We start from the raw sequence: 24,009 nt of genomic DNA on the forward strand, positions 1-24,009 counted from the left end.
CACCTTAAGAGGCTTATCAAAATGTAGATTTACATTTTGAGCCCTACTGGACTCATTAGATGACATCTAAGAACGAGGTTAGACCCCGGATAGAGGCTCATAAGATACCAAAAAGAGAATAGCATCTGCGATGATGAGACAACGGATCTCCACACAAGCCGATTGCTTCGCTAGGAACGGCAATCGATTAAAAACCAAAAATGGCGGCACAAGGATAAAACTACCCTTGCACCGCCATTTTTTCATTTAATATTAAGCTGCTTGATTGCTCTGCTCTCTTCCTTGGATGCTCTGCTTCCGTTCATACACGAGATAAAGAATCAGGTACAGAACGAAGAACAATCCGGAGAATAGAAACATGGTCGCATAATTGGTCCACATCGCCGCAAAACCTAAGAGGATAGCGCCGGAGCCAATACCGATATCAAACAAATTATAATAGGTCGCCGTCGCGACACCCCGCCGTTCCGGCTCGACTCTGTTAATGACCCATGCCTGCAAAGCTGGGAACAAAGCTCCGAAGCCTAACCCATAGAACACGGCAGCTAGAAGCAGCATAGCGGTTGTCTCGGTCTTGTAAAGCAGCACACAGCCAACGATGCACAGTATGGCTGAAGGGAACAACACCCAGAACCGTCCTTTCCGGTCAAACAACGGACCGCTGACGAACCGGATCAGCACCTCGCTGATCGCAACGACGAGGAAGAAATAGCCGATATTGGCCAGCCCCTTCTCGATGCCGAACAGCGTAATAAAGCTGAGTAACCCGCCAAATGCGAAACCTACCATCATGCCAAGCACAGCCGGGAACAATGCTTTCCGCTCCACGACATCATGCGTCCATGACAGCTTGCGAGCAGCAGCTGCCTCTCTCATCGCCGCTTCAGCTTCCCTCTCCTTGGCGCTAGCCTTGATCTGTGCCTGTCCTTCGGGAGACAGCCGGACAAATAAGGTAAAGAATAGCGACAACAGCAAAATAACGACGCCGAAACCAAACAAACCGCCGTAGCTGTAATGCTCCAGCACCCAAATGCCCAGAAACGGACCTAATGAAAAGGAAATGGCATTACCGGTCGCAAAAAAAACCATTCCCTCGCCACGCCGGGAAGCCGGAATGACATCGGATACGACCGTTCCGAACATCGTTGTCGCAAGTCCAAATCCGATACCGTGCACGATACGGAGCAGCAGCAAGACAGATAGCGTTCCTGCTACATAATAGCTGGCCATGCCAATTAAGCAGATGATGACGCCTGCGAGCAGCAGCCCTTTTTTCCCAAGCCGTTTCACGCCCGCCCCTGTGAATGGACGGGACAAAACGGCGGCAAATGTAAAGAAGCCCAGTAATAAACCGATTTGCGACTCCGTGCTGCCTTGGTCTGCCGCAAAAATTGGCAAGGTAGGCAGCAGCATTTCGATCGCTAAAAAAAGAAATAAATTCGAACAAGACAATAAGATGAAGTTTTTCGTCCATAAGGACTCGCGCATGCTGTGAAATCCCTTCGACTTTCGTTATGAATTTGGATGACGTATTCCAGTTAATGACCATCATAACGCAGCCTGAACTTGCTGTAAATCAATCGTTTTACATGAATGCGGCTCCATCGCCTACCCTGCCGTAAGGCTCGCTGCCCGGCAATTCATCAAACCAGATGGCATCGTCCGGACAATCCAGCATCATAAAATGTCCATCACGGCCGTACTTGGAATGATGATACCTCAAATAAGCTTTGCCGTTGTCGATCGATACGATCTCGATCTTTCCGGAACTATGATACATGACGAGCTTCAGCGGGTTTCCGTTGGCAGAAATGAGTGCTTTCGCACCCTCCACCACTTGAAATGCGCGTTTCAAGGGAACGGATACCCCTCTATCACTGCTCTCTGGATGCTGAATAAACACCAGGGATGGCGTTACACCAATCCAGGCCAGTTGATTCAGCATATGCGACAATAGAAACGGGTCATCATTGATGCCTTTCAAAATAGGGGTGTGGTTGACTAGAATGGCACCGGCCTGATGAAGCTCCTCCAGGCTGGCTCGGGCCTCCGGCGTCAGATCGCTCGGACGGTTGAATTGCGTGGTCACTTGAATGCGGGTATCGGCCGGGAATTCCTCCCTGCTGCGGGCATGAATCAGCTCTGCGAGCTGAGCATCTTCCTCCAGCACTATCGGATTTCCATTGTTCAAAGTAACCGAATATTTGGGCTGCGGCATACAAACTCCTCCTTAAAAAAGAATTTGTGGTGCACGCTTCACCAGCGGGGGTCGATAAAAACACAAAAAGACCCTTACAATCCTAAAGTTTGCAAGGGTCATAAACATTCGTATTCATAACTAGATGACCCATCCACTGCTGACGAGGTTAGCTGACGGACTCGGGTAGATGGTACCCTAAGGCTGATGCTTGACATCAAGACCTATTCGCCCCACTTGCATTTGGTTCCCCCGCTTTCCAGCATAACGCCGGAAATTAAGCGTACTCTAATTTTAAAAGATGCCCAAACCATTTGTCAAACAATCCGGCAAATTCCGGCCAAAGCCTATGAATTAGCGCTGAATCAGCTTGAAATCGTCATAATGGAAGCCCGGCGCTACGACACAGGACACGAATACGGGCTCGTCCCCCAGCGGATGCGACATTTGCCATTCTCCCGCTGGAACCAGCGCTTGCGGCTGCTGACCGTTCAGAACGTCTCCGCCCAAAATAATTTCCTGGCGTGTATGCGGCGCATCTTCTGTGCCTCCAAGCGTAAGCCTCATTGGGCCGCCTGAATGCCATAACCACAGCTCGTCCGAATGTACTTTATGCCAATCGGAGAATTCCTCGGGATGCAGCAGGAAGTAAATCGAAGAAGCTGCAAAACGAGGGCCCGAATAAGGCTCGCCGAGCACCTGTTGAGGAATTTCGAAGGATGCTTTCCAAAGCTCTTTATACCAGCCGCCTTCTACATGCGGCTTCAACCCTAAAGCCTCGACCAAAGGGGACAGCTGTTTTACTGTATTGCTCATTTGATCTCTCCTCCCAGTATCTTTCTAAAGCTTTGTTTCTGCTTCAAATTTTATACCGAATGTCGAGAAACCGTCAAACGACGGTCAGTCAAATGACGGTCAGTCAAATGAATGATTGCTACTGAATAATGAAAAAGCCTGCTCCTTACGCCCCCTGAAACGGAAGCGATAAGAACAGGCTTTTTTGCATTTAATGAATTAGGCTGTGCCGAACTGTGCCTTGTGCAGACGACTGTATACGCCGCCAGTTGCGACAAGCTCATCATGCCGGCCTTGCTCGGAAATGCCTTCTTCCGTCACAACGACGATGCGATCGGCATTCTTAATCGTTGCCAAGCGATGCGCAATGACTAGTGTCGTTCTGCCGACGGACAGCTCGGCCAGCGATTGCTGAATCGCCGCTTCCGTCTCGGTGTCAAGCGCTGAAGTCGCTTCATCCAAAATAAGAATCGGCGGGTTTTTCAAGAACATCCGGGCAATCGCCATCCGCTGCTTCTGGCCGCCGGACAGCTTCACGCCCCGCTCGCCCACTACCGTATCCAGCCCATTCGGCTGCGCGGCAATGAATTCCTCGAGCCGGGCTCTGCGTGCCGCTTCTCTAACCTCCGCTTCGGAGGCATCCAGCTTGCCATAGGCGATATTCTCACGAATGGTGCCATGGAACAGGAATACATCCTGCTGCACGATACCGATCTGCTTGCGCAGCGATTCCATCGTCACTTTGCGAATATCTTGACCGTCAACGGAAATACTGCCGCCATCCACCTCATAGAACCGGGGCAGCAGGCTGCAAAGCGTCGTTTTCCCTGCGCCGGAAGGTCCCACAAATGCAACCGTTTCGCCTGCCTTAATGGATAGGCTAATGCCGTTAAGCACCTTCGCTTCACCCTCGTAGCCAAAGGATACATTGTTATAGCGAATATCGCCCTTTACGTGACCGATGTCACGGGCGTTTGGCGCGTCAGCTACGTCCGGATCGGTATCCATCAATTGAATGTAGCGCTTGAAGCCCGCAATCCCTTTCGGATAGCTCTCAATAACGGCATTAATTTTCTCAATTGGCTTGAAGAAGATATTAGTCATAAGAACAAAAGCGATAAACTCACCGTAGTGCAGCTGGCCTTGAATAACGAACCAGGCGCCGCACAGCATCACGAACAGCTGTACAAAACGCATGAGCATATAAGTGATCGAAGCGTTCATCCCGATGATTTTGTACGAAATCAGTTTGGCAATACGGAAACGGTTGTTGTTTTCCGCAAATTGCTTGCCTTCGTGCTTCTCATTAGCGAATGCTTGTACGACGCGAATGCCGCCAACTGTATCTTCAACACGGGCATTGAAATCAGCCATTTCACTGAACAGCCGATCCGATGCTTTTGTCATCTTTTTGTTGAAGAAAATAACGAGCCAGATGATGATGGGAACGATGACATAAGTTAAGATAGCCAGCTCCAAATTAATGTAAGCCATAATGCCAAAAGCGCCTATTAGTGTCATCACTGCGATGAACATGTCCTCGGGTCCATGATGCGCCACTTCGCCTATCTCGAACAAGTCGTTCGTAAGCCGGGAAATCAGATGGCCGGTCTTCGTATTGTCGAAATACCGGAAGGACAGCTTTTGCACATGCTGGAACAGCTTCCGGCGCATGTCCGTCTCAATATTGATCCCAAGCATATGCCCCCAGTAGGTGACGACATATTGCAAAAGCGTGTTAATGACGTAGATCACAAAGAGAATCGAACAGGCCGTAATGATATACATCCAGTTCCCGTCAGGAAGCAAAGTATCAATGACGTAACTGACGGCAAGCGGGAAACACAGCTCTAGAATAGCTAGTACGACCGCGCTTAGGAAATCAAGGTAAAACAGCTTACGATAAGGCTGATAATAGCTGAAAAATCTGCGAAGCATCTGCAATCTCCTTTTGGGTCATTGATAATGATTTTCAATTAAAAGCATACCCAAACTTCCAGTCAGTGTCAATTGCTGTTAGGAGATATTTCGCGCTTCATTTAGAACTTCATTTAGCGTTTAATCTAGCTAAGATTGAGCTGAATTGGAGCAGCAATCCTAGCCAAATTCAGTCCAATTTAGTTTGGGTTAAGCTGCACAGCAGCCTGCTTGCCGCTCACTTGAATACCTGTCTGCTTCTGCCCGTGCTGCTTCAAATCGCCGACAAGCTGCTCTAACAGAGCCTTCGCTTTTGGTCCTTCCTTGCCCGAGATTCGAACGACAAGCAGCACAGCATGTCCCGATTCGAGAAGCTTCTCCGCTTGCCGCTGCTTCGTCTCGTAATCATGCTGCTCGATGTCGACGGACAGCCGCAGCTCCTTTACCTTCGCGGGCTGCTCCTTCACCTTCTCTTCCCGCTTCTGCTTGCTGGCCGCATCCTTCGCCGATCCCCTTCGCATAAGCTTGCAAGGCGGCGGGCTGCTCATCAGCGATTCACAGACGAGATCGGCCTTCAGCTCCTTTGCCATTGCCAGCGCCTCGGCTCGTGACACGATGCCGAGCTCCTCGCCGTCCAAGCCCGTAAGCAGCAGCTCGGACGCTTTTATTTTTTCATTCAAAATCATCTTTAGTTACCTCCATTAATCATTCATGCGCTTAATTGTGAAAGCTTAAGCTTTGGCAACGGAAGCGTTGCCCCCTGTTGCGGTTATACTTTCCCTTTGCCCCGCAGTTCCCTGCTCGGCGCGGCGGATCATCTTCTGCTGCTTCCATCGCAGCCATACTAGAACGCCCCGAATATATTCGTCAGCAATCATGCAGCCGTAGATGCCCAGAAGCCCCCAGCCCCAGTGGATACCAACAACATACGGCATCAATCCGCCGACGGTGGTCGTCACCGTAAGCGATATGATCATAATAAACCGGGTATCTCCGACAGCATTCAGTGAGTTGCCGAACGCCATATTTAACATTTTACCCGGCTGCAGCACCAGATTCATCCCCAGCAAGGAAACGCCCATTGCGATAATTTCCGGCTCCTTCGTAAAGATGCCGAGCACTTTTCCGCCAAACAGATAGATGACGAATGCATTCATCAGTACAATGAGCTCTGCAATCCATAAGGCGCGGAATACGCTCTTGTACGCCTTCCGGTATTCCCCTGCGCCATACATATGGGCAATTTGGATTTGCAAGGCCATCGCAATCGACTGTCCCAGCATGAAACAAAACGATTCCAGTGTATTCATATACGTCCGCGCTGCTAGCTCGCTTGCACCGAGCATTGCAATATAGCTGAAAATAACGAGCTGCGAGAACACCCATGCCGACAGCCCGACGGCCAGCGGCCAGCCGATTTTCAGCACTTCCTTAAACAGCTTGTTATCGAAGATGCGGAAATCGGCCAGATTGATTTTACGCTCGAAAGCATTTAAGAACATGAACAACAGCACGATCGTTGCGAGCAGACGGCTAATGACGGTCGACAAGGCGACACCGGTAAGGCCCCACTGCGGAAGACCAAACTCGCCAAATATAAAGCCATAATTCAATATAACATGAACAACGTTCATCGCAATGGCAATGTACATCGGACCTTTCGTATTGCCCGTGCTGCGAATGGATGTGCTGAGCGTTGCCATTATAGCAGTCAGAATCATGCTCCCGCCGACGATGGAGATATACACCTTAGCCAATGGCAGCAGCTTATCCGGAAGCTGGAGCACAGCCGCAATCTGTGTCGGCATGATATATAAAATCAAGCTGAGAACGAGACCGATCAGCGCGGTTACTTTAACGGCGATGATCGCAATTGTGCGCGCATCCTCGTTCTTGCGGGAGCCAATACGCTGCGCGATCAGAATACCCGCCCCGCTTGATACGGTTATGAACAACGTGGTCAACGCCATGAACAGCTGGTTGGAAAAGCCTACAACGGCTACCGCATCATCCGATATGCGGCTGACCATAAGCGTATCCGCCGCTCCCAGTAAAAATTGCAGAAATAATTCGATAAAAATAGGCCAAGCCAGCATCCAGAGCGTAAACTTGCGCGGTTGCGAATTCATCATTTGAAACCTCCTGTTGTATCCGACTGCAGCTTGCTGCCCAAACTTTGGAACATCGGGAATATACGGTCCGCTTACTGTCTGAGCATCAAAATCGTCATTTCAAATTATAGATGCTATACTGCAAGCAGTGTATCAGATTCAAAACCGAAACTTTCACGATTCCAACCTTCATTCCGATGAACCGACAGGAGGTTTCCTTGCCCGTGACACTCTTTCAATTTACGATACCGCCACTGCCGCATTACATGGCCAGCGGCTTCACGATCAATGCCCCCGGCTTCAAGCATCCAGGGCGACGGAGGATCGAAGTATTCGATCTGCTAGTCGTCACGGAAGGCTGCCTGTATATCGGGGAGGAGGAGCAGCGCTTTAACATCGAAGCCGGTCATAGCCTCATTCTCCGTCCTGATGCCTATCATCATGGATGGCAGCCTTGTAAGGTACAAACCTGTTATCACTGGCTCCATTTTCAGACGACAGGAGGCTGGAGTATCCATGATAGCAATTATTCCGAGTACGAACCGGCCGATGCAGATCCTTCGGCGGCAGCCGCCGCCCGGATTTTCACAACTCAGACGTTCATCAAGCAAGTACCGCAATTTACGAAGCTGCTTCAGCCGGCAAAGGTAACCGAAACGATTCGTCAGTTAACGGAACTGGACCGTCATAATCATCGCAGCAGCGTGAGCTGGAAGCAGCAGCTTCTGTTCCAGGAACTCGTGGAGCAGCTCTCGGCATCCTTTGAAATGCACAACTCATCGCCTGCTGCCCTATGTGCCGAGCAAGCCGCCACTTATTTGCGGCAGCACTACCGGGAAGCCGTAACGGCCAAAGAGCTTGGCGAGAGCATCAACTTTCACCCGGTATACATTGCACGTTGCATGCAAAAGGTGTTCGGCTGCTCGCCGATCGATTATTTGACACGCTTTCGGATTGAGCGCGCCAAGCTGCTTCTGCTGCAAACCGATCAGCCTGTCGCCCGGATCGCCGAGGAGGTCGGGTTCAGCCATCCCGCCTACTTCGCGTCCAGCTTCACGAAGCATGAAGGGATTTCTCCGCGCAAATACCGCCAGCGCTTCGCACACGGCTGAAGCCGCGTCGCTCTGTCGCATCTGGCGGTAACGGTAATAAGGGAAGCTTAGGTCCAATTGAACATTCGATCAGCAGGCTCTTCCCGCGCTGCTAACGCTTGCTCTAACGTTTGCTGCTTTGAATCAAATCCATCTTCAGCTGCCACGCCTTTTCGCTCAGATGAACGACATAAAGCTCGGGGTTCAGCTTGCGCTGCACCTCCGGCTTGAACCTTGCCAGCTCCCGCTGGTGAAAAGCACGGATTTGCTCCAAACTTGGAAGCTCGTACACCAGCTCCCCTTTATCGATAACCCGGGTCAGCAGCGGCACGGCCTCGTAATCCGTAACGACGCGGGAAATATAGGGATGTACGGGATCGAATAGCCGTAAAGGCTCGCCTCGCACCATCTCGTCCTCATCGCTAAGCGCGATATAATCGGCTTCTGCAAGGCCAGTGCTCCGGTCGATAATCCGGTAGACATCTTTGCGCCCGGGCGTAGATACCTTTTCCGGATTGTTCGACAGCTTAATCACAGGTATCCACTGCCCTTCCCGCTCGCGGGCCGTCAGCTTGTACACGCCGCCAAGTGAAGGCTGATCAGCGGCTGTAATGAGCTGTGTGCCGACCCCCCAAGTATCGATTTTCGCCCCTTGCGCCTTCAGGTTGAAAATAAGTGTCTCGTCGAGATCATTCGACGCGACGATAGACACATAGGGCAGCCCCGCCGCATCGAGACGCTTGCGCGCTTCCTTGGACAAATAAGCAAGGTCGCCGCTGTCGAGGCGTACAGCGCTCATTCGTTTACCGATGCTCTCCAGCCAATGAGCGGTATGAATGGCATGCTCCAGCCCGCTTTTGAGCGTGTCGTAGGTATCAATCAGAAGCGTAACCTGATCCGGCAGCGCCTTCGCATAGTTGAGAAACGCCTCTTCCTCGCTGTCATGTCCCTGCACCCAAGAATGGGCGTGCGTACCCTTCGTCGGAATGCCGAACAGCATACCGGCATGCAGGTTCGAGGTGGCATGAAAACCCGCAATATAGGTCGCCCGTGCGCCCCATACGGCGGCGTCCGCCTCTTGCGCCCTTCGCGTGCCGAACTCCAGCAGCGTATCGCCCGATGCAACCTGCACAATGCGGGATGCCTTCGTTGCAATCAACGTCTGGTAGTTCATAAAATTAAGCAGCGCCGTCTCGACAAGCTGCGTCTCAAATACCGTGCCCTCCACTCGAATAAGCGGTTCATTGGGGAAGACAATTGCTCCCTCTTCCGCCGAATAGAGCGTTCCTTTGAACTGAAACTGCCGGAGCAATTCCAGAAAAGCAGGCTCATACTGTTCCTCCTGCTGCGACAAATAATGAAGCTCCTGTTCATTAAAGTGGAGCTCTTTAATATAATTGACGATTCGCTCCAACCCGGCGAACACAGCATAGCCGTTGCCAAACGGCAGCTTACGGAAGTAGGCCTCGAACACCGCGCCGGTATCAGCCGTACCATTTTTCCAATGAGCATACATCATATTAATCTGATATTTATCGGTATGCAGCGTTAAGCCGGAATCCGTCATGTTGCAGCACCTCTCTTGTTCAATTCCATCTTAACAGCATGTCCAGCTTGTAGCGCCGTAAACGGAAGGCTTTAGTGAAGTTCGATCCCGAAATGGGTCTTCAAAGCTTCCCGGTAGGCTTCATCCGTTTCCGGCTTGAATACCTGCACCCCATCCGCTGTGAATATTCTAAACTCCTCGCCTGCTATCGTATTTCGTCCTTCTTCCGTTCGTATAGCGGCTATTGCCAGCTGCTTAAAAATCGACTCCGGCGCATGCTCGCACCAGAATGAAGCCATCACATAATCCTTGGGCAACTGGGGCTCCTCTGTGAACGAATAGATTCGATGCCACGTCTCACCCTTCTGCTCGCAGAGCAGCCAGCCGAATTCGGCATCCCGCTCCATCCGGTAGATTTCGGAGCCCTGCTGCTGCACCTCAAGCTCCATCATCCGCAGCGGTCTTCTAGGTACGATGCCGCCAACGCCAACGTCGGATAAATAGCGTTCCCCGTCCAGCGTTACCTGTAAAATATGATGCCTCCGCTTCGGCGGCGTATCCGTCTCATCCCGCCAGAACCGGCTGAAATAATGGACAACCTCGAAGCCAAGCTCCGCCAATAGCCAACCGAACAAGGCATTTAATTCGAAGCAGTAGCCGCCTCGCCGCCGCGTCACGATTTTATCGAACAAACGGGGAATTTCCAGAGAAATCGGTACGCCGTGCAAAATATCCAAATTTTCATAGGGTACGGAATGTATATGACATTCCTGAAGCCGGGATAACGTATCGGCATTGACGCCAACGTCCCCCGTGAATCCGATTCTTTGCAAATAAGCGATAATGTCCGGCTGCAAATGCGTCCACTGCTGCGTATCATTCGTCATCGTTATATCCCTCGCTATTCCCGGAAGATAGACTTCTATAGGCATTATACCAGCAATTTATATTTGCAATTTCATCTAGCGGCCAAATATAATATCAAGCACCGTACTTACAGAACCTGTTTTGCTTCCCCTAATAACGTCCGGGTTATAGACTTCCACAAAGCCGCAGTTGCAGCAGGAGACGAATAAATAATGATTGTATTGGATGTCGAAAAGCTTGCTCAGTCCCGTTCCCGTCATCGCAACCTCTTTCACGTCACACTCGCCATCGCCGCACTTGGCGCAACGAAACTTATGATGGAACATATCGATAAGCTCAGTCGAGCGCGGAAGGCTTTGTTCTTGTCCGCCCTCTCCCTCCTCATTCACCTCGTTCTTGCATTCCGGGCAGGTTCCGTCTGTACGGAGCTCCACAATCTCATGACACCAAGGACATATCATATTTGCAAACTCCCCTCTCTTTATCTGTTAAACGCATGAGACTTGTAAAAGTTTCCATATGGATGTTTCAACGCAAAAAGCTGTGCCACAACGCATATCGCGTATCCTTAATGACATTTATGTAACCTGGATTAAAATAAAAAAAAGGGCGTCGATGACGGCCCTTTTTTTACTTTATGTATTAATTATTGCATAAATTCAGATGATACAACGACGAATAACATCCGCAAGAGGGGTATCGTCTACTACTGATCGAATAGAAGCGTCAAGGGTTTCCTTCGTACTTACGCGCGACCAGTCGAGTTTATATCCGGCCCTTAAAGCAAGGCAACGAATAAACTCTCGTTGTGTACGTCCATTTCCTTCACGGAATGGGTGCAGATGATTTATATCCCCCATGAGCTCTGCTGCTTTTTGAGAAAACTCCTCTAGATCTAACCCGACTAGATAGCTCTCTTCCCTTAATTTTCTAAATATTTCTTTGGCTTGTAGAAGAATATATTGAGAAGGAGCAAAATAGAATCCTTTAGATATATCTTCATCTCTAATCTGCCCTGCAAAAGGATAGATATCTTGAAAAATATAGTGGTGGATCGCTTTTAGATGTTTTAAATCAAAGGATCCGAGGCAGGGATTCTGATGCAAATGAGAACCTCGCTGTGTAGCAACAAGAGACTCATAAACTTCCAGTTGATTCGGATCCCTTAAACCAGGAATATTAATCAGTACGTCAGTATCGGGGTAGCAGTACCGTGACTGACTAGAACTGTCTTTATACACTCCGGGCTAGTTGGAGTGCACGCTTTAGAAACTCTTCTTGTGTAATTTCTCCTCTGAGGCTGCTCACGATAAGATCGTCTCCACCCTTTGGCAAAGTCTTACCTTCAATTTCCAAAGACGCTTTTGAGCTGCGAAATGCGTAATCAATGTCGGCTTCGACCATTACTGCTACAGGTTGAGTCATGAAATCGCCTACTTTCTTTGAGGCTTCTTATACATATATTATACCCGAAAAACCGTGTGCACAGTACTGTTTTCTGCACGTAGAAGCTGGAAATCTTATTCCCAATGAGCTTATCATACGCTCTGAATGGACACTTATGTGCTTCAATCTCTGACCGGTTAGCTCCTATAAACCTTCCGGAGCGTGATGTACCGCGCGTCTTTTCCCTAGTACTCGTCCTAACACAACAACTAGTATAGCGAGCAAAATCGGGACAACGTAATGCCCTCCAGCAACCGGAAGCTCGAAAAACTGTCCGATTCCTTTATCATTCTCCAGCATCTCGCCTGCTGTATAACCTAGGAGTGCCGCACCGCCCCAGACGATGATGGGGAACCGCTCCATAATTTTCATCAGCAGCTGGCTGCCCCATACGATAAGAGGGATGCTGATCGCGAGTCCGATAATGATGAGGAGTATATTACCTTGTGCAGCACCTGCAACAGCTAGCACGTTGTCGAGACTCATGACGAGATCGGCAATAATGATTGTCTTCACGGCTCCAGCCAGTCCAACACCCGGCTTCAGCTTCTCTTCGCTGCCGTCATCCAGCAGCAGCTTAACCGCTATGTAAAGCAATAGGATGCCTCCGACAACCTGTACGAACGGTACTTTCAATATCCATACGGCGACAAACGTCAAACCGATACGCAGCACGACGGCGCCTGCCCCGCCCCACAGCGTAGCTTTCTTCTGCTGCTGAGGCGGTAAATTCCGGCAGGCAAGCGCGATAACAACCGCATTGTCGCCACTAAGCAAGATATTGATAAGAATTAGCTTCAATAATCCGGTAATCAGCTCGCTATCCATGTTCAGAGGCTCCAATCAATTGTGTATGGTTGTGAAATTCGGAAATGAAAAGAGAATGGCTGCATTCCCCTATCATACCCCTAAACTACGGTCCCATAAACAATTAACCAGCGGTGCATGGCGTCGTCCTGCGTTCCAAAAGGGTGATCTTGCGGCAGGAATGAGGACTATTGCCTATTCACCCCCGATTTTCAAACGGCGGATCTCCCTTTCCCCATACCGGGAAGCGATTTGCCGGTGAACCGGGTGCTGCGGGGATATCCCCATCACCTGCTGGATCACATGATGAATGCCCTCCGTACGTAAAATAGACTGCAGCTCCACCGCCTCCTGATCCTCTTCATAATCAAATTGAAGGGCAGCGGCGATAACCGCGGTCAAATGCCTGGTCTCCATCCCCAGCTCATGGGCTTGAAGGGTCGGACGAATGAGACGGTCATGCAGCGACAGCTTGCGAAGCGGCGATCGCCCTACTCTTACAACTTTGTCGCTAAGACGGGGATTCATAAACCGGCTCATCATTTGATGAATGTATTTGCGATGCTTCAACTCATCCCAATGATATTTGGCCGTAAGCAGGCTCCCTGTCTCCAGCAGCACGTTCGAAACCTCTTTCTTAAGCACCGGGTCTTCCATGACGTCCTGAATGGTCTCGCAGCCGTTCAAGTAACCGTGATAGGCAGCAGCGGCATGCCCCGTATTGACCGTGAACAGCTTTCGCTCGATATAAGGCTTCAAGGACTCCACGTATTTCATCCCTTCAACGCCATCAAAGCCATCCAGCATTGCAGAGCTCTCGACGATCCATTCATAATACGGCTCTACCGTTACCTTAAGCGGGTCGTCATGCTGCTGGAGCGGAACAATCCGATCAACTGCCGTATCCGGAAATGCAATACGTCCGGCAGCGGCGGCACGACAGTCCTCCGGCAAATACGCAAACACTTTCTTCTTGAGCAGCGAGCTGCCCCCGATTGCATTCTCACAAGCAATAATATGAAGCGGCCGGTCATCCCCGTCCCTCAGCCGCAGCGTGATGCCGCGGGCGATGGATTCGGCGATTTGCTTTAAAGAATTGACGCCAACAGCCGTTGTCACGATGTCGGCGGCAGCTACCGCTTCCGCTACAGCCCGCTCATTGCTCACACTGATCGCATTGGCGTATTGGACAAGCACGGTGTCCTTGGCTTCATTAGCCAGCGTAACGGCATATTGTGAGCGCTGCTTCAACAGTGCTACTTGCTTCTCATTGCGAGCAACGAACGTGACGTCGTACCCGGAATGAGACAGCAGCAGAGCGATAAAGCCGCGGCCGATATTGCCCGCTCCGAAATGAACAGCTTTCATAAGCCGAACCCCCTTTATTTTCCCATGTACATGAGCATGAGCAGTTCGTTTATAATTGATTGAATATTCTGAATTTATCAGTTGCAAAGCAGCGGTGTCCTTTGCCATTAAAGACGAACGAACCGCTGTTGGAATAGAAATGAGACGGGCGCTTAACGAGAACTGGCTGCAAACTGGTTCCAATCGACCTCAGCTAAGCTATCGGCGTGATAATAACGGGGGGCGGCGTCGAAGGCTAACGTCTTCGTCAACTCATTTGGCACGACTACACAGTGCATGCCCGCGGCAATTGCTGCTCTGGCACCATTGGGGGAATCCTCGATGGCGATCGCCTCATTGGCTTCTACGCCGAGAGCCTCCAGCGCTTGGAGATAAAGCTCAGGATCGGGTTTTACTTGGGCAACATGATCGGAAGTGCGGATGCACTCGAAATAGTCACGGATGCCAAGCAGGTTCAAATATTTGTCCACCCATTCATAGGAGGAGCTGGAAGCCAGACCAATCCGCAGCCCTTCCGCCTTCGCACGCTCCAGCAATTCACGAATTCCGGGACGTATTTGCTCGCGCTCCATCATCGCTGTGTGCTCCAAGTGAATCGCTTCCTTGAACGTCTGCTTGTCGAACTGGATGCCATGCTCGGTCGCTAAATAGTCATAGGGATTGAAGTGATCGTTGCTTGTGCCTATACAACTGGAGTAAAGCTCCAGCGACAGCTCAACGCCATGCTTCTTGTATGCGTCTCGGAAGGCGTAGTACCATGCCGTCTCCGTATCGAGAATCGTTCCGTCAAAATCAAAAATAATCGCTTTAACCATACCATCATCTCCTTAAGTTTTTGTGCGAGGCGACTGTTCCCCTCGGGCATAAGCTTAGGAATGTGAATTATCCTAACAAAACCGTAACATTGATCAAAAGTTTTAGTCAAGGGCGACAGCCTATCCGCCTCCAGTACGCAAACGCTTACCTGCTTTCAAGGAAAAATCGCCGATCCCTTGCCCCTGCTGGGATAAAGCGATTTAATGGCCGCTATTTTAAATTTTCTGATAATTTTTTTGAAGCGGCACCTTGCAAACGCTTATATTGAGACTCCAAAGGCACAAAGCTGGAGAAAAGAGAAGCTTCCGGGCAGCAAATTCGTGGGTACCAGGACCGACCTGGCACACGGACAGAAAAAGCCGCCGGATACGGGGCAGGAGGGTTGAATACACTCTTTTCTCCTGCCCGCATACGGCGGCTCAACCGCATCTATTTGCGATGCATTTTAAACTCTAGAAACAGCTCATTGTAATGCGACAGCATTCTTTTGCCCAGGTTCTCATAAACCTCCAGTTTGGAGGTCAGCTCCTTGCCCGGATAAAACCGCTCATCGCCCGCAACGTCCGCCGGCAAATATTCCAGCGCTTTTGCATTTGGCGTGGAATAGCCTACATATTCGGCGTTTTGCGCGGCATGCTCCGGATCGAGCATAAAGTTGATGAAGGCATGCGCGCCTTCAATATTTTTAGCCGTCTTCGGAATGACCATATTGTCGAACCACAGATTCGACCCTTCCTTCGGCACCACATAATCCAGCTTCTCATTCTCGCTCATAATTTCTGCAGCGTCGCCCGACCAGACTAAGCCAACTGCCGCTTCCTCATTGGCAAGCAGCATCTTGATCTCGTCACCCACGATGGCCTTCACATTCGGGGTTAACGTACTCAGCTTCGTCTTGGCCTCCTGCAAATGGGCTTCTTCGGTATCGTTCAGCGAATAATGCAGGCTGTTCAAGCCCATGCCGATAACTTCACGAGCGCCATCGAGCAGCAGAATCTGATTGCGCAGGCTTTTATCCCATAACTCGTTCCAGCTCTCGAATTTCAAGTCCGTCAGCTCGGGATTGAACACGATGCCGACCGTTCCCCAGAAATAAGGAATCGAATATTTATTGCCCTCGTCAAAGGACAAATCCAGAAAGCTCGGGTCGATATACTGCAAATTCGGGAGCTTGGAATGGTCCAGCGGCAGCAGCAGCCCTTCCTCTTTCATTTTGCTGATCGCATATTCAGATGGAATGCTGACGTCGAACGTCGTGCCGCCTTGCTCGATTTTCGTCATCATCGCTTCGTTGGAATCAAATGTCTGGTAGATGACTTTCATTCCTTGCTCCTGCTCGAATTCCTTAAGCAGCTCGGGGTCGATATAATCGCCCCAGTTGTAAATCGTGAGCGTGTTGCCGCTCGAATAGCCTTGGCTGGAATTCAAATATGCGGTTAGATACATCATCCCCGCAGAGACGATAAGAACAGCGGCGAAAAGCCGCACCAGCTGCTTCATCTTCTTCCCTCCCCTACGTTCGTAGAGCGGCTATTGCGCTGATTCACGAAGTAATAGCCGATTACGAGAACGATCGTGAACAAGAAGATCAGCGTCGACAGGGCGTTGATGGACAAGGAAATCCCCTGCCGGGCCCGCGAATAGATTTCAACCGACAGCGTCGAGAAGCCATTGCCTGTCACGAAAAAGGTTACCGCGAAATCGTCCAGCGAATAAGTTAACGCCATGAAAAATCCGGCGAATACACCTGGCTTGATGTACGGCATAATGACCTTCGTCAGCACATTCCAGCTGCTTGCGCCGAGATCACGAGCAGCGTCGATCAGCGTCGGACTCATTTCCTGCAGCTTCGGCAGCACCATGATAACGACGATTGGCACGCTGAACGCGATATGCGACAGCAGCACCGACGTAAAGCCAAGCTTAATGCCGATAATCGTAAATAGTATTAAGAACGATGCGCCGATAATAACATCCGGGCTGACGATCAGGACGTTATTGAGTGCCAGCAGCGTGTTTTTCGGCTGATGCTTGCGAATGTAGTGGATCGCGAGCGCACCCGCGATGCCGAGTATCGTCGAGATGACCGACGATAACAGCGCGATGACAAACGTGTTGAGCACGATGATCAGCAGCCGCGTATCCGTAAATACTTCCTTATACCAGTCCAGCGTAAAGCTCTCGAAATTGCGCATCGAGCCGCCGGAATTAAACGAGTAGAACAATAAATAAAAGATAGGCGCGTACAACACAGCGAATACAGCGACCAAATAAAGATTAGACAGCTTTCTTCTTGCTATCATCCTGCAGACCTCGCTTTCTGCTTCCCGTCAGCAGCATAATGACCGCCATCGCTATAATGAGGAATACGGCAATCGTCGCCCCCATCCCCCAATCCTGCGTCACGAGAAAATGCTGCTCAATCGCCGTTCCGAGCGTAATAACCCGGTTGCCGGCAATAAGCCGCGTAATCATAAAGAGCGACAGCGCCGGAATGAATACGGCTTGGCAGCCGGACTTCACCCCGCTAAGCGTGAGCGGGAATACGACACGGCGGAACGTCGTCCACGGAGAAGCGCCTAGATCGCGTGCCGCATAGATCAACGACGGGTTCAGCTCCTCCAATGAATTGAAGATCGGAAGAATCATGAACGGGATAAAGATATATACCGATACGAATACAAAACTGAAATCGGTAAACAAAATTTGCTGCGTGCCGATGCCGACCAGCTCCAGCACACTATTCACAAAACCGTATGTGCCAAACAACCCTAGGAAAGCATAGGCCTTCAACAGCAAGTTGATCCAGCTCGGCAATATAATGAGCAGCAGCCATAGCTGCTTATGCTTCGTCTTCGTCAGCAAATAAGCCGCCGGATAGGCCACGAGCAAGGAAAAGGCGGTAATGAGAAAAGCATACCAGAAGGAGCTCAGCGTCATTTGCATATAGACAGGCGTGAAAAACTTCGCATAATTGCCGAAGGTGAATTGGCCTTCCACATTAAAGAGCGAGTAGTAAACGATCAGCACAATTGGCGCAATGACAAACAAGGCGATCCATAGCAAATACGGTACGAGGTAAAAATTACGCGTTCTAGCGTTCATCGCGAGCCTCACCGCTTAGACCGTCGTCATGCTCGCTGTCGCTATACGCATCGAGCCGTTTGTCGAATTCTTCTTCCGTCTCGTTGAATCGCATAACGTGAATCGCTTCCGGATCAAATACCAAGCCGATCTGCTCGCCGACAGACGCTTTTTTCGTAGAATGGACGAGCCATTCATTATCCGCTTCGTCATAGCAGCTGATCTCGTAATGAACGCCCCTGAACAGCTGCGAATCGACCCGCACCTTCAGCTTGCCCTGATCCAGAGAAGTAATCTCCAAATCTTCCGGGCGGATCACAATTTCAACCGGCTCGTTCGGGTTCAACCCTTGGTCGACGCATTCAAATGACTTGCCTGCAAACTCGACTTCAAAGTCCTGTTTCATCCGGCCCGCCACAATATTGGATTCCCCGATAAAATCAGCGACGAAACGGTTAATCGGCTCGTCGTAAATATCGTTCGGAGTGCCGCTCTGCTCGATAATGCCGTTGTTCAGGACGAATATTTCGTCCGACATCGCCAGCGCTTCCTCTTGATCATGCGTAACGAAAATGAAGGTAATGCCGAGACGGCGCTGCAGCTCCCGAAGCTCGTACTGCATCTCTGTCCGCAGCTTCAAATCAAGCGCCGATAAAGGCTCGTCCAGCAAGATAATTTCCGGCTCGTTCACAACCGCCCGGGCAATCGCAACCCGCTGCTTCTGGCCGCCGGACATTTCCGTAATCTCCCGTGTCTCATAGCCCTCCAGATTGACAAACCGCAGCGCTTCTTTGACTTTCGTCGTAATGACATCGTTTTTCAGTTTCTTGATGCGCAAGCCAAATGCCACGTTCTCGAACACATTCAAATGCGGGAACAGCGCATAATCCTGAAACACCGTATTCACTTGCCTTTCATTGGCTGGAACACGGTTAATGACTTTCCCGTTAAAATAAATTTGGCCTGCCGACGGCTCGATGAAACCGGCTATGAGCCGCAATATCGTCGTTTTCCCGCAGCCCGACGGTCCCAGCAGCGTGTAAAATTTGCCCCTCTCAATCTCGAAACTGACGTTCTTCAATACGACCGTCTCATCGTCATATCGCTTGGTTACTCCTTCAAATCGAATGATGGATTGCTCCTGCATCCTCCCGCACCTCACTTCTATGGAATAATAGGATATTAAACCTATGTAGCACTTCTGATATCACTAACGTTTACTTTCAGCATTTGATTATACATGAAGAATACCATCTGCAAACGACAATTTTATATAAAAAACGGGGAAAATTCATCCTGTTGTTCAAATATTATTTTATCGCAAAGATTTTGCATGAATTTGCTTCCATATGCGCATAGTTACCTTGATTAATCCGATCGCATATAAGTGACTTTTGCTTGGCGTAGCGCTATAATAAATACAAGCACGAAGTTGCTTTTTACATTACACCACAGACGGTAAAGGAGTGTTAACGATGGCACAATATCGTGAAATAGATTCCATTGAGCAATGGAACGAGGCTTTGAAAGGTTCGACTGAGCGTCCGCTTGTCGTATTCAAGCACAGCACTACATGTCCGGTCAGCGCGAATGCGCACCGCGAGTTTCAAGAGTATCTGGATAGCAATGCGCGCGAGGATGCCGATTATGTCCTCGTTAAAGTTATCGAATCCCGTCCGGTTTCGAATCAAATTGCCGAAGATACGGCCGTAACACACGCTTCCCCGCAAATTCTGCTCGTTCAGAACAAAGAAAAAGTATGGACGACTTCCCACTGGGCGATTACGAAAGAGCATATTACAGCTGTATTGGATTAATAAAAAGACGAAAGCCACGCAGGCCAATGGCCTGCGTGGCTTTTTTTTGCCTATTGAACTATTTAGGTCGATTGATCGAAACTTTCGACAAAAGATGATACACTATTGGAAGTTTACGAGAGATATGGTATCCGATGATAACCTAAGGAGTCTGTCATGATCCCTACGATCCGGCCGCGAAAAGGCTTTAAACTGTCGACTATTATTTCATTTGTCGTCATAATGTCCGTCATCATTACTCTAGTTATAAGCACCAGGGTCGGCTATCACGCCGAGAAAACCTCTTTGTTCAATAATACAATTGAACTGAATCAAATTTCCGCAACCAATCTCAGCAATACGACGCAATCGTTAATTGATGAGATGAGAGAAAGCTTGAGCGTTACCGCCAGCTACTTCTCCGATGTGCCGTTGACGGATGAAGCCGTGTTGTCCCAGCTGGATTTCTTCATGGGAACGAGCCCTTACTTCAACTCGCTCTCCATTGCGGACAGCAACGGCGTCATTATATCGACCTCGCCCAACAATCTCGGACTGATCGGGAGCAAGCTTACTTCGGCCGCCGCAAGGCAGGCGCTGGAGCAGAAAAAGCCTCTCATCTCCGAGCCCTATTTGGCAATGACGAAACGGATGATTGTACTCGTCAGCCATCCGATCTTCGACTCGAAGGGCGAATATCGGGGATTTGTAGGCGGCTCGATTTATCTGCAGCAAAAAAATATTTTTCAGAACATATTAGGTGTACAGGAGCAGAACAGCAGCGGCTCCTATTATTATGTCGTCGACGCTTCCGGCAAGCTTATTTTCCATCCCAATAAAGAACGGATTGCAGAGGTTGTCAGCGAAAACCCTGTCGTGAAGAAGCTGATGGCGGGCGAAGCTGGCCAGCAAAAGGTAACGAATTCCGAGGGAATTACCTTCCTTGCCGGCTATGCGCCGGTCGCGTCGGTCGGCTGGGGCATCGTTTCGCAAACGCCTGTCGATTATGTCGCCATAACCGCCCAAAACGTCATCAAGCAGATGCTCTTATTCTCGGCTCCGTTTCTTATTATTCTGCTCATCGCATCGCTATGGCTGTCCCGAATGCTGGCTGAGCCATTGAACCGTCTGGCGAACTACGCATCGCATCTGTCCCATGGCGATGACACGCTGATGCCTCTGCCGCCTGTGGTGTTCTGGAATTACGAAGCGAACCAATTGAACAACACGGTGGCACTCGCCTTCAACAAACTAAGGCAAAAGACAGCCGAATTGTCATTGGAAGCCCAGACCGATCCGTTAACCGGGCTGATGAATCGCAGAACGCTGAATGCAATCACTGCTCTATGGCAGGAAGAGCAGGTTCCTTTTTCGATCATTATGATGGACCTCGACCATTTCAAAAGCGTCAACGATGTTCACGGCCACCATATGGGCGATGAGGTGCTGCGAGCATTAGCGGAAATTTTGCAGAGCGAGAAGCGCGATTCCGATTATTGCTGCCGCTACGGCGGCGAGGAATTTACGATGCTCTTGCCGCATACAACAAGCCAAGAAGCCTATTTGGCGGCGGAGCGGATCCGAAGCAGAATGGAGAATGCGATCACGCCCATTTCTCAACGAGTAACTCTCTCGCTAGGTGTGGCGACTTATCCTGTCGATGCAGAGGAATTGACTGTCCTATTCAGCTACGCGGACAAAGCGCTCTATCAGGCTAAGCACGAAGGCCGAAACCGTACGGTCATCCACAGCAAGATGAATGCACTTTTACTATCCAAATGATCCATACAGGGTTGTTCGCTAGGCTCCCGCCTTCGGACAGCCCTTTTTATTTGCCTCCACATGTCTGCGCTCGTATGTTACAGCCGCCTATCAGCCATACTAACCGGAAAATAACGCCAGGAGGCCGGCATGAAATCAATCTTCCGCTTATACGCCCGTGATTTATCAGGCATCGTCCGCAATTGGGCGGCCATCATTACGCTGCTTGGACTCATCTGTCTCCCTTCCCTTTACGCCTGGTTCAATATCGAAGCCTCTTGGGACCCGTATGGCAATACTAGCGGCTTAGCCGTTGCGGTTGCTAACAACGATGAAGGCGCAACGCTGCGCGGTACGCCATTGAACGCCGGGGCTGAGGTTATCGACTCCTTGAAGTCAAACCATAAAATAGGCTGGGTGTTCGTTGACGAGAAACAGGCGCTTAAAGGCGTCAAGCACGGCGACTACTATGCGAGTATCGTCATTCCTGCGAACTTCTCCGCTAAAATCGCAACCGTCCTTAATGACAAGCCTGAACAATCCGCGATCGAATATTATGTCAATGAGAAAATCAATGCCGTTTCGCCGAAAATCGCTGCCTCAGGCGCCAATGGCATTATTCAAGAAATACGCAATACCTTCATCAAAACGGCAAACGGGGCGATCTTCAGCCTGTTGAATGAGGTTGGCTTGGAGCTCGAGCAGGAACGGCCAACGATCGAGAATACCCGTGATCTCGTGCTAAAGCTGGAGAAGCTGTTCCCGGAAATTAACGCAGCCGTAAATACGGCTTCCACAGACGCAGGCAAAGCGGAAACGATCGTAGCTAAAGCGCAGGCGGCGCTGCCGGATGCCGTTAAGCTCGTAAAGGACGGACAGCAATTGTCGGGAAAACTGGGTGTCCTGCTGACAGATAGCGCCAAGGCTCTGGCACAGGCTGCCCCCTCTATCAAGCAGGATCTTCAATTGCTAAGCCAGACCGCCAAAGCTGCGGTGGATCTAGCGGATGCGCTGAAAAACGGAGAGTTAGACCCTGAAGAGGCAAAAACAGCGCTGAACGCCATCGCAGGCAAGCTCGCTACGGCGGAACGGGTCGCGGGCAGCGCCGCTTCCTTATTCGGCCAGCTTGCCGACACGACGGGCAGCAGCAGGCTTGCATCGGTCGGAAGCAAGCTGAAGCAGGCACAAAGCCGCTTCGCACAGGCGAAGACAACGGTAACGCAAATTGCACAGGCTATCGACCGCGGCGAGGAACCCGCCGCGCAGCTTGTCACCAAGCTGCATGACGCAGCAGCTGAAGCTTCTTCTCTGCTGGATGGCATTCTTGCCAAATATGACAGCGAAATCGTGCCGGGCATCGAGCAAGGGCTTGCCAAGGCGCAATCCGCCGCACAGAAAGCGAATAGCGTATTGAAGCAAACGGCAGCCGACATGCCGGATGTCGAGAAGATATTGAAGGACGCCGCCAAAGGATTGACCTTCGGCAAAGAAGCGCTCGTAGAAATTAAAAAACGAATGCCTAACGCAGAGCAGAAAATTAAAGGGCTGGCCGATCGTATCCGTCAGCTTGAGAAGGAGGGCAGCTTGGACGAGGTCATCGAGCTGCTTCGCAACAACGCGCAGCGAGAGAGCGCCTTTTTCGCCGAGCCTGTCGTCTTGAACGAAAACCGGCTGTATCCGATTCCGAACTACGGGTCGGCAATGTCCCCTTTCTTCTCGACGCTGTCAATTTGGGTAGGGGCGCTGCTGCTCGTCTCCCTGCTGTCGGCTGATCCGCATCCCGCTGAAGGAGAAAGCTTGAAAAGCTATCAAATATACTTCGGCCGCTACCTCACCTTTCTGACGATAGCGCTGCTGCAATCCGTTCTGATTACGACCGGCGATATTTGGGTGCTTGGCACTTATGTTGTAGACAAGCTGGCCTTTATTCTATTCGGACTGCTCATCAGCGTCGTCTTTATGGTGATCGTCTACACGCTTGTATCGGTTTTCGGCAATGTAGGAAAGGCGCTTGCCATCGTATTGCTCGTCCTCCAGCTGGCCGGCTCCGGAGGAACGTTCCCGATTCAGGTGACGCCTCCGTTCTTTCAAGCCATTCACCCGTATTTGCCGTTCACTTACGCAATCAGCATTATGCGAGAAGCGGTAGGCGGCATTTTATGGGACATCGTCTGGCGCGATTTGTTCTGGCTTGGGGTTATCGCCGGTATTGCACTTGTTATCGGATTGGCGCTCAAAAAAGTGATCAACCGAGCCTCCGCCGGCTTCCTCCGTAAAGTGAAGGAAAGCGATCTGATCCATTAAAGCGCGGCAGGGCTGCTTGCCTATTTTTCTCAAAAACATAGAGATTCTGTGTCGATAGGTTTACAATGGAGGGGCACTAATGACCAAATTCAAACGCCCCCTG

At 50.4% G+C, this 24,009-nt stretch carries 22 protein-coding genes and 1 riboswitch; of the genes, 4 read left to right on the forward strand and 18 right to left on the reverse strand.

All coding sequences use genetic code 11. The features are described 5' to 3' along the window. Positions 1-252: 252 nt before the first annotated feature. From IEX98_RS10340 to IEX98_RS10365, 6 genes are all read right to left on the reverse strand, one after another. Positions 253-1,488 (reverse strand): MFS transporter, encoded by a 1,236-nt coding sequence (locus IEX98_RS10340; RefSeq protein ID WP_188888936.1) that lies wholly within the window; start codon positions 1,486-1,488, stop codon positions 253-255. Positions 1,489-1,585: 97 nt separating this feature from the next. Next, positions 1,586-2,218 carry a hypothetical protein gene (locus IEX98_RS10345; protein WP_188888938.1) on the reverse strand — a complete coding sequence of 211 codons (633 nt, stop codon included), beginning with the start codon at positions 2,216-2,218 and terminating at the stop codon, positions 1,586-1,588. Positions 2,219-2,340: 122 nt separating this feature from the next. Next, a riboswitch (cyclic di-AMP (ydaO/yuaA leader) is annotated at positions 2,341-2,491 on the reverse strand. Positions 2,492-2,551: 60 nt separating this feature from the next. Then, the gene (locus IEX98_RS10350) at positions 2,552-3,013 is read right to left on the reverse strand and encodes a cupin domain-containing protein (RefSeq protein WP_188888939.1); all 462 of its coding nucleotides are present in this window, start codon (positions 3,011-3,013) and stop codon (positions 2,552-2,554) included. 198 nt (positions 3,014-3,211) lie between these two features. Then, entirely contained in the window at positions 3,212-4,930 is a 1,719-nt protein-coding gene (locus tag IEX98_RS10355; RefSeq protein WP_188888940.1) for an ABC transporter ATP-binding protein, read from the reverse strand. A 179-nt stretch (positions 4,931-5,109) separates the two neighbouring features. Then, positions 5,110-5,595 carry a translation initiation factor IF-3 gene (gene infC, locus IEX98_RS10360; RefSeq protein WP_188888941.1) on the reverse strand — a complete coding sequence of 162 codons (486 nt, stop codon included), beginning with the start codon at positions 5,593-5,595 and terminating at the stop codon, positions 5,110-5,112. A gap of 45 nt (positions 5,596-5,640) precedes the next feature. Next, positions 5,641-7,038 carry an MATE family efflux transporter gene (locus tag IEX98_RS10365; protein WP_374705336.1) on the reverse strand — a complete coding sequence of 466 codons (1,398 nt, stop codon included), beginning with the start codon at positions 7,036-7,038 and terminating at the stop codon, positions 5,641-5,643. Between the two features lie 206 nt (positions 7,039-7,244). Between IEX98_RS10365 and IEX98_RS10370 the strand changes: the two genes are divergently transcribed. Next, positions 7,245-8,132: a helix-turn-helix transcriptional regulator gene (locus tag IEX98_RS10370; protein WP_188888943.1), complete on the forward strand. Its 888-nt coding sequence runs from the start codon at positions 7,245-7,247 to the stop codon at positions 8,130-8,132. A gap of 103 nt (positions 8,133-8,235) precedes the next feature. On the opposite strand, the gene IEX98_RS10375 is transcribed toward IEX98_RS10370, so the two are convergent. The 12 genes from IEX98_RS10375 to IEX98_RS10430 form a co-directional block, all read right to left on the reverse strand. Further along, the gene (locus tag IEX98_RS10375) at positions 8,236-9,678 is read right to left on the reverse strand and encodes a nicotinate phosphoribosyltransferase (RefSeq protein WP_188888945.1); all 1,443 of its coding nucleotides are present in this window, start codon (positions 9,676-9,678) and stop codon (positions 8,236-8,238) included. Positions 9,679-9,749: 71 nt separating this feature from the next. Further along, positions 9,750-10,544, reverse strand: coding sequence for an arylamine N-acetyltransferase family protein (locus IEX98_RS10380; protein ID WP_188888948.1), 795 nt, complete (start codon positions 10,542-10,544; stop codon positions 9,750-9,752). A gap of 75 nt (positions 10,545-10,619) precedes the next feature. Next, positions 10,620-10,985 (reverse strand): zinc ribbon domain-containing protein, encoded by a 366-nt coding sequence (locus IEX98_RS29425; protein ID WP_188888950.1) that lies wholly within the window; start codon positions 10,983-10,985, stop codon positions 10,620-10,622. Positions 10,986-11,183: 198 nt separating this feature from the next. After that, entirely contained in the window at positions 11,184-11,630 is a 447-nt protein-coding gene (locus IEX98_RS10390; protein ID WP_229692080.1) for a Fic/DOC family protein, read from the reverse strand. Positions 11,631-11,757: 127 nt separating this feature from the next. Next, the gene (locus IEX98_RS10395; RefSeq protein WP_188888954.1) at positions 11,758-11,949 is read right to left on the reverse strand and encodes a hypothetical protein; all 192 of its coding nucleotides are present in this window, start codon (positions 11,947-11,949) and stop codon (positions 11,758-11,760) included. A gap of 165 nt (positions 11,950-12,114) precedes the next feature. Beyond that, positions 12,115-12,798: a TerC family protein gene (locus tag IEX98_RS10400; protein ID WP_188888956.1), complete on the reverse strand. Its 684-nt coding sequence runs from the start codon at positions 12,796-12,798 to the stop codon at positions 12,115-12,117. Positions 12,799-12,972: 174 nt separating this feature from the next. Further along, on the reverse strand, positions 12,973-14,145 hold the full coding sequence (locus tag IEX98_RS10405; RefSeq protein ID WP_188888958.1) for a mannitol-1-phosphate 5-dehydrogenase: 1,173 nt from the start codon (positions 14,143-14,145) through the stop codon (positions 12,973-12,975). Between the two features lie 152 nt (positions 14,146-14,297). Further along, a complete protein-coding gene (locus IEX98_RS10410; protein WP_188888961.1) occupies positions 14,298-14,960 on the reverse strand; it encodes an HAD family hydrolase in 663 nt (220 codons plus the stop codon). A gap of 430 nt (positions 14,961-15,390) precedes the next feature. Beyond that, positions 15,391-16,461: an ABC transporter substrate-binding protein gene (locus IEX98_RS10415; protein ID WP_188888962.1), complete on the reverse strand. Its 1,071-nt coding sequence runs from the start codon at positions 16,459-16,461 to the stop codon at positions 15,391-15,393. Next, positions 16,458-17,264 carry an ABC transporter permease gene (locus tag IEX98_RS10420; RefSeq protein WP_188888964.1) on the reverse strand — a complete coding sequence of 269 codons (807 nt, stop codon included), beginning with the start codon at positions 17,262-17,264 and terminating at the stop codon, positions 16,458-16,460. Before IEX98_RS10420 ends, IEX98_RS10415 begins: the two co-directional genes overlap by 4 nt. Then, positions 17,239-18,066 carry an ABC transporter permease gene (locus tag IEX98_RS10425; RefSeq protein ID WP_188888966.1) on the reverse strand — a complete coding sequence of 276 codons (828 nt, stop codon included), beginning with the start codon at positions 18,064-18,066 and terminating at the stop codon, positions 17,239-17,241. The genes IEX98_RS10420 and IEX98_RS10425 overlap by 26 nt, the downstream gene beginning before the upstream one ends. After that, entirely contained in the window at positions 18,056-19,192 is a 1,137-nt protein-coding gene (locus tag IEX98_RS10430; RefSeq protein WP_188888968.1) for an ABC transporter ATP-binding protein, read from the reverse strand. The genes IEX98_RS10425 and IEX98_RS10430 overlap by 11 nt, the downstream gene beginning before the upstream one ends. A 328-nt stretch (positions 19,193-19,520) precedes the next feature. On the opposite strand from IEX98_RS10430, the gene ytxJ reads away from it, so the two are divergent. The 3 genes from ytxJ to IEX98_RS10445 all read left to right on the forward strand — a co-directional run bounded on the left by ytxJ (position 19,521) and on the right by IEX98_RS10445 (position 23,906). Beyond that, the gene (ytxJ, locus tag IEX98_RS10435; RefSeq protein WP_188888970.1) at positions 19,521-19,862 is read left to right on the forward strand and encodes a bacillithiol system redox-active protein YtxJ; all 342 of its coding nucleotides are present in this window, start codon (positions 19,521-19,523) and stop codon (positions 19,860-19,862) included. Between the two features lie 156 nt (positions 19,863-20,018). Then, a complete protein-coding gene (locus IEX98_RS10440; RefSeq protein ID WP_188888972.1) occupies positions 20,019-21,623 on the forward strand; it encodes a sensor domain-containing diguanylate cyclase in 1,605 nt (534 codons plus the stop codon). 129 nt (positions 21,624-21,752) lie between these two features. Next, complete coding sequence (locus IEX98_RS10445; protein ID WP_188888974.1) at positions 21,753-23,906, forward strand: YhgE/Pip domain-containing protein; 2,154 nt, start codon at positions 21,753-21,755, stop codon at positions 23,904-23,906. Positions 23,907-24,009 lie beyond the last annotated feature (103 nt).

The organism is Paenibacillus radicis (ex Gao et al. 2016), from assembly GCF_014641555.1.
Classification (GTDB): Bacteria; Bacillota; Bacilli; order Paenibacillales; family Paenibacillaceae; genus Pristimantibacillus; species Pristimantibacillus radicis.

What these genes read in the sequence shown, in the direction of transcription:
- IEX98_RS10340 (WP_188888936.1), bottom strand. Translation starts at nt 1,488, where the DNA reads ATGCGCGAGTCCTTATGGACGAAAAACTTCATCTTATTGTCTTGTTCG.
- IEX98_RS10345 (WP_188888938.1), bottom strand. Translation starts at nt 2,218, where the DNA reads ATGCCGCAGCCCAAATATTCGGTTACTTTGAACAATGGAAATCCGATA.
- IEX98_RS10350 (WP_188888939.1), bottom strand. Translation starts at nt 3,013, where the DNA reads ATGAGCAATACAGTAAAACAGCTGTCCCCTTTGGTCGAGGCTTTAGGG.
- IEX98_RS10355 (WP_188888940.1), bottom strand. Translation starts at nt 4,930, where the DNA reads ATGCTTCGCAGATTTTTCAGCTATTATCAGCCTTATCGTAAGCTGTTT.
- infC (WP_188888941.1), bottom strand. Translation starts at nt 5,595, where the DNA reads ATGATTTTGAATGAAAAAATAAAAGCGTCCGAGCTGCTGCTTACGGGC.
- IEX98_RS10365 (WP_374705336.1), bottom strand. Translation starts at nt 7,038, where the DNA reads ATGAATTCGCAACCGCGCAAGTTTACGCTCTGGATGCTGGCTTGGCCT.
- IEX98_RS10375 (WP_188888945.1), bottom strand. Translation starts at nt 9,678, where the DNA reads ATGACGGATTCCGGCTTAACGCTGCATACCGATAAATATCAGATTAAT.
- IEX98_RS10380 (WP_188888948.1), bottom strand. Translation starts at nt 10,544, where the DNA reads ATGACGAATGATACGCAGCAGTGGACGCATTTGCAGCCGGACATTATC.
- IEX98_RS29425 (WP_188888950.1), bottom strand. Translation starts at nt 10,985, where the DNA reads ATGATATGTCCTTGGTGTCATGAGATTGTGGAGCTCCGTACAGACGGA.
- IEX98_RS10395 (WP_188888954.1), bottom strand. Translation starts at nt 11,949, where the DNA reads ATGACTCAACCTGTAGCAGTAATGGTCGAAGCCGACATTGATTACGCA.
- IEX98_RS10400 (WP_188888956.1), bottom strand. Translation starts at nt 12,798, where the DNA reads ATGGATAGCGAGCTGATTACCGGATTATTGAAGCTAATTCTTATCAAT.
- IEX98_RS10405 (WP_188888958.1), bottom strand. Translation starts at nt 14,145, where the DNA reads ATGAAAGCTGTTCATTTCGGAGCGGGCAATATCGGCCGCGGCTTTATC.
- IEX98_RS10410 (WP_188888961.1), bottom strand. Translation starts at nt 14,960, where the DNA reads ATGGTTAAAGCGATTATTTTTGATTTTGACGGAACGATTCTCGATACG.
- IEX98_RS10415 (WP_188888962.1), bottom strand. Translation starts at nt 16,461, where the DNA reads ATGAAGCAGCTGGTGCGGCTTTTCGCCGCTGTTCTTATCGTCTCTGCG.
- IEX98_RS10420 (WP_188888964.1), bottom strand. Translation starts at nt 17,264, where the DNA reads ATGATAGCAAGAAGAAAGCTGTCTAATCTTTATTTGGTCGCTGTATTC.
- IEX98_RS10425 (WP_188888966.1), bottom strand. Translation starts at nt 18,066, where the DNA reads ATGAACGCTAGAACGCGTAATTTTTACCTCGTACCGTATTTGCTATGG.
- IEX98_RS10430 (WP_188888968.1), bottom strand. Translation starts at nt 19,192, where the DNA reads ATGCAGGAGCAATCCATCATTCGATTTGAAGGAGTAACCAAGCGATAT.
- ytxJ (WP_188888970.1), top strand. Translation starts at nt 19,521, where the DNA reads ATGGCACAATATCGTGAAATAGATTCCATTGAGCAATGGAACGAGGCT.
- IEX98_RS10440 (WP_188888972.1), top strand. Translation starts at nt 20,019, where the DNA reads ATGATCCCTACGATCCGGCCGCGAAAAGGCTTTAAACTGTCGACTATT.
- IEX98_RS10445 (WP_188888974.1), top strand. Translation starts at nt 21,753, where the DNA reads ATGAAATCAATCTTCCGCTTATACGCCCGTGATTTATCAGGCATCGTC.